General features: G+C 63.6%; 1 pseudogene. It reads left to right on the plus strand.

Annotation, left to right across the window (positions count from 1 at the left end):
- A pseudogene (locus E4P00_RS27690) lies at positions 1 to 1301 on the plus strand (hypothetical protein); the annotation flags it as partial.

A 1301-nucleotide genomic window follows, 5' to 3' on the forward strand; every position in this document is an offset into this window, starting at 1 on the left:
CACTGCGCCTGTGGGCGTGCTCAGTGTCGGTGCCGTCGGTGCCGAACGGCAGATCAGCAATGTCGCCGCTGGGCGGGTCTCGGCCACCAGCACCGACGCGGTCAACGGCAGCCAGTTGAACGCCACCAATACCTCGGTGACCGACCTGGGCACCAGTCTCAATACGTCCATTACCAACCTGGGCAACAGCTTCAGTACCCAGCTTGGCAACATCATCAACAATGGCGCCGGCATCAAGTACTTCCACAGCAACTCGGCCCTGGGCGACAGCACGGCCACCGGCACCGACAGCGTAGCCATCGGCCCGGTGGCAACTGCTTCGGCCGACAACGCCATTGCCTTGGGCAACGGTGCCAACGCCAGCATCGCCAACTCCCTGGCCCTGGGTAATGGCGCCACCACCACGGCTGCCACTGCCACCGCCAGTAGCGTGATCAACGGCACCACGTATACCTTCGCCGGTGCCGCGCCTGTGGGCGTGCTCAGCGTTGGCGCCGTCGGTGCCGAGCGGCAGATCAGCAACGTCGCCGCTGGGCGGGTCTCGGCCACCAGCACCGACGCGGTAAACGGCAGCCAGTTGAATGCCACTAACACCTCGGTGAGCGACCTGAGCACCAACCTCAGCACGCAGATCAGCAACCTGACCAACACTGCCGCCGAGGGCGTCAAGTACGATGATGTGAACACCAAAACCTCGGTGACCTTCAACCAAGGCGGTACTGCAACGACCTTGACCAACGTCGCCGCCGGCACCTTGAGCGCCACCAGCACTGATGCGGTCAATGGCAGCCAATTGAATGCCACCAACACCTCCGTCACCGACCTGGGCACCAGTCTCAGTACGTCCATTACCAACCTGGGCAACAGCTTCAGCACCCAGTTGGGCAACATCGTCACCAACGGCGCTGGTATCAAGTATTTCCACAGCAACTCGGCCCTGGGTGACAGCACGGCCACCGGCACCGACAGCGTAGCCATCGGCCCGGTGGCAACTGCTTCGGCCGACAACGCCATTGCCCTGGGCAACGGAGCCAACGCCAGCACCGCCAACTCTTTGGCCCTGGGTAATGGCGCCACCACCGCTGCGGCCACTGCAACTGCCAGCGGCGTGATCAATGGCACCACTTACAATTACGCCGGTACTGCGCCTGTGGGCGTGCTCAGCGTTGGTGCCGTCGGTGCCGAACGGCAGATCAGCAATGTCGCGGCTGGGCGGGTTTCGGCCACCAGCACCGACGCGGTAAACGGCAGCCAGTTGAATGCCACCAACACCTCGGTCACCGACCTGGGCACCAGCCTCA

It is taken from the genome of Pseudomonas sp. B329 (assembly GCF_023127835.1).
Lineage (GTDB): Bacteria > Pseudomonadota > Gammaproteobacteria > Pseudomonadales > Pseudomonadaceae > Aquipseudomonas > Aquipseudomonas synxantha_A.